The organism is Saccharopolyspora sp. NFXS83 (assembly GCF_026241095.1).
Classification (GTDB): Bacteria; Actinomycetota; Actinomycetes; order Mycobacteriales; family Pseudonocardiaceae; genus Saccharopolyspora_C.
The window spans coordinates 1-4,249 of the sequence record NZ_JAPFGB010000057.1; the positions used below are offsets into that span (position 1 = coordinate 1).

Annotated in this window: 2 protein-coding genes; both read right to left on the reverse strand. The window is 68.1% G+C overall.

Annotated elements, in window-relative coordinates:
• A partial coding sequence (locus OOZ19_RS29900; RefSeq protein ID WP_416309528.1) for a beta-ketoacyl synthase N-terminal-like domain-containing protein occupies positions 1–617 on the reverse strand: 617 nt, incomplete at its 3' end.
• A gap of 73 nt (positions 618–690) precedes the next feature.
• A partial coding sequence (locus OOZ19_RS29910; protein ID WP_507028825.1) for an SDR family NAD(P)-dependent oxidoreductase occupies positions 691–4,249 on the reverse strand: 3,559 nt, incomplete at its 5' end.

The window sequence follows — 4,249 nt, forward strand, 5'->3', positions numbered from 1 at the left end:
AACGACTGCGCCGCGAGGTGCATCGCCACCAACGACGACGAACACGCCGTGTCGACCGTGACCGCCGGGCCTTCCAAACCGAACGTGTACGCGATCCGTCCGGAAGCCACGCTGCCCGCCGCGCCGCTGGACAGGAACCCCTCCAGCCCGTCCGGCACGTCGGTCAACCGGGAGAAGTAGTCGGTCATGCTCAGGCCGGCGAACACTCCGGTGCGGCTGCCTCGCAGCGTCCGCGGGTCGATACCGGCCCGCTCGAACGTTTCCCACGCCGACTCCAGCAACAACCGCTGCTGCGGATCCATCGCGATGGCTTCGCGCGGGCTGATGCCGAAGAACGCCGAGTCGAACCCGGCGACGTCATCCAGAAACCCACCCTCGACGACATAGCTCTTCCCGACGGCGTCCGGATCGGCATCGTAAAGACCCTCGACATCCCAACCGCGATCCGTCGGAAAGCCCGACACCGCATCGGTTCCCGTATCCACCAGCCGCCAGAGATCCTCCGGACCCGCGACACCACCCGGCAACCGGCAACTCATCGCCACGATCGCAATAGGCTCGCGGGCCGCTGCGGTCGCTTCCTGGTGGAGGCGACGCAGGCGATCGTTGTCCTTCAAGGACGCCCGAAGCGCGGCGACGACCTTCTCCGACTGCGTGTCCATCGATTTCCTTCCATTTCGCGGCTCGATGTCACGGCTCGGCGCGCTCGAGTGCCATCTCGACGAGGCCGTCGAGGTCCAGTTCATCGACGTCCGCCCCGGCGTCGCCGTCGCGGACATCGTCGGGGGGTGCCGACTCGCTGGCACTTTCCGCGAGCCGGAGCAGGGGCTCCAGCAACCCCAGGTCGCGGAACCGGCTGACCGGGATCGTCGCCAGCGCGTGTTGGATCCGCGCTTCGAGCGTGGGTGCGTCGTGCAGCTTCGCGAACAGCCGTTCGGCCACCGCGACCGGTGTCGGGTAGTCGAACACCAGCGTGGCGGGCAGCCGCACCCCGGTGGCCTTCGTCAGCCGGTTGCGCAACTCCACGGCGGTCATCGAGTCGAATCCGGCGTCCTTGAACGCCAGCTCGCCGTCCACACAGTCGACGGCAGCCAACCCGAGGACCTCGGCGGCATGCGTGTGCACGAGGTCGACGAGGAAAGCAACGCGCTGGTCCTCGGCCATCATGGCCAGCCGACGGCCGAGATCTCCCGCCTCGCCGGCTCCCGCAGCGCTCCGGCGCACCGGTCCGGACCGGCCCACCACCCCACTCAGGATCGGCGGCAGGTCACGGGCGCGGCGCAGGTCGGTGATGTCCCAGCGGGCGGCCAGGACGTGGGCCCGTTCAGCTCGCCGAGCCGAGTCGAACAGGGCCAAGCTCTCCTCGTCCGCCGAGGGGACCAAGCCCCAGGCGATGGACGAACCCGGCAGCCCTTGAGCCCGCCGGTGCCGGGCGAACGCGTCGAGGAAGGCGTTGGCCGCCACGTAGCCGCCCAGCCCCGCAGTGCCGAGGACCCCAGCCGCCGAAGAGAACGTCACGAACTCCGACAGGCCCTCCCCTGCGGTGAGGTCGTGGAGGTTGACCACGGCGTCGACATTGGCCCGCAATACCGCCGCCAGCCGTTCCGGCGTCGTCGACGCCATGACGTCCTCGTCCAGCATCCCTGCGGCGTGCACGACAGCTGTCAGCGCATGCCCGGCCACCGTCGCCGCCAGAGCGTCGCGGTCGGCGGCATCGCACGCCACCAGGGTGACCCGCGCCCCCATCCCCGTCAGCTCGGTGACCAACTCCGTCGCTCCGGATGCGGCTTCCCCGTGCTGGCCGATCAGCAGCAGGTCACGCGCACGGTGCGCGGTCACCAGGTGCCTGCACACCATCGCGCCGAGCGCCCCGGTCGCGCCGGTGACCAGCACCGTGCCCTCGGCAACGCCGGTCTCCGGCGATTCCCGCGTCGTGATCCGCACGACCCTGGGCACCGACACCATTCGGCCGCGCACGGCCACCTCGGGCTCCCCGATCGCCACGGCCAACGGGAGCGATACCGCGCCTTCGTCGTCGATATCGACCAGGACGAACCGGTCCGGGTTCTCCGACTGGGCGGAGCGGACCAAATCCCACACCGCGGCGCCGGGCAGGTCGGTGACGTCGTCCACCGCGCCGCGGGTCACGAACACCAGAGGAACGTCGTCGACGCTCCGGTCGGCCAGCCACGATTGCAGCAGCGCCAACGTCTCCGCGGTCGCGGTGTGCACCGCGTCGGCGATACCGCCTGCCGTGTCGTACGACCGTGCGACGACGGCGAACGCCGCCGCGTGCAGGTCGGTGACGGTGACACCGGCTGTCTCCAGCCCGGCCATCACGCCGAGGTCGTCGGGACCCAGTACCGCCCAATCGCCGATGATCGGTTGCGGTTGCTCCGCAACAGGTGTCCAGTCCACCCCGAACACGTCGTGGCGGGGGGGCCGGGCAGACTCCACTTCGGACACCGGCCGGAGCACCAGTTCTCCGATCGACGCCACCGGTTGTCCGGCCGCGTCGGCGAGTTCCACGGACACCGCGTCCGTACCGGCCGGGGACACCCGTACGCGCAGCGTGGAAGCGCCCACCGCGTGCAGCGAGACGTCCCGGAAGGCGAACGGCAACCGCGCCACCCCCTCGCCACTCAGACCGACGACTTGCAGCGCGGCGTCCAACAGAACCGGATGCAGGCCGAACCCGGCGGCGTCCACTCCCTTGGCCAGCGATACCTCGGCGAACATCTCGTCATCACGCCGCCACGCCACCGTCAGTCCGGAACCGTGCGCGTCGATGGTTTCGGCCCTGGTTGGTGGCCATTGTTTGGGCCAGGTCGGTGTGTCCTGGTGGTTTTGGGTCAGTGTGCCGGAGGCGTGCAGTGTCCATTGGTCGTTGGTGTGGGAGTGGACGGTCAGTGAGCGGCGTTTCGAGTCGTCGGGTGCGGTGACTGTCACTTGGATGGGGGTGGGGCCGTGTTCGTCGAGCACGAGCGGGGTTGAGAGCACCAGTTCTTCGATTCGGCCGCCGCCGATCTCGTCTGCGGCTCGTAATGCCAGTTCGAGGAATCCTGTGCCGGGGAAGAGGATCGATCCCAGGATTGTGTGGTCGGTGAGCCAGGGGTGGGTGTGCAGTGATAATTGGCCTGTCAGTAGTACTCCGCCTGTGTCGGCGAGTGTGACTGCTGCGGCCAGTAGTGGGTGATCGGTCGAGCCGAGGCCGGCGGAGGTGACGTCGCTGGCCGAGGGGGTGGCTTCGAGCCAGTATCGTTGGTGTTGGAACGGGTAGGTCGGTAGTTCCACGACGGTGCGACCTGCTCCGAACACAGCTTCCCATCGCGGGAGCACACCGCGGGTGTGCAGGTGGGCTAGTGCGGTGAGGGTGGCTGTGGGTTCCGGGGTGTTCTTGCGTAGTGATGTGACCGCGGTGATGTTCGGGTTGTCGGCGATCATCGTGGTCAGTGCGCCACCTGGTCCGACTTCGAGCAGGGTGGTGACTCCGTTGTCGTGGAGGGTTTGGATGTTGTCGGCGAAGCGGACGGTGTCGCGTACGTGGTGTACCCAGTATTCGGGGTTGGTGACGTCGGCGCCCACCACCGGAATCGTCGGCGTTCCGTAGGTCAGGTTTTCGGCGATGCGACGGAATTCGTCGAGCATCGGGTCCATCAGTGGTGAGTGGAACGCGTGGCTTACTCGTAGTCGTGTCGATTCGGGGAAGTGTGCGGCGATGTCGGTCACGGCTGTTTCTTCGCCGGAGATGACCACGGCGTCCGGTCCGTTCACGGCCGCGATGTTCACCCCGGGTCCGGGCAGTAACGGCAACACGTCGGCTTCGGAGCACCGGAGTGCGACCATCGCACCACCTGGCGGTAGTGCCTGCATCAACCTGCCACGAGCCGCCACCAGCGTCGCTGCGTCTGGTAACGACAGCACGCCGGCGACGTGAGCGGCGGCCAGTTCGCCGACGGAGTGGCCGATCAGGTAGTCCGGTGTGATGCCCCAGGACTCCCACAGCCGGAACAGGGCTACTTCGATCGCGAACAACGCCGGTTGGGCATGACCGGTGTCATCGATCGACCAGTCACCCACCTCGAAATACGACCACACCTCGTCGAAAACCCGGGCGAACACGGGGAACTCCTCATACAGCTCCCGCCCCATACCAGCCCGCTGCGACCCCTGACCAGGGAAGGCGAACGCCAACTTCCCCTCGGCCACCACACCCCGGGCCACAGTGGCGGCCGAACCCCCACCGGCC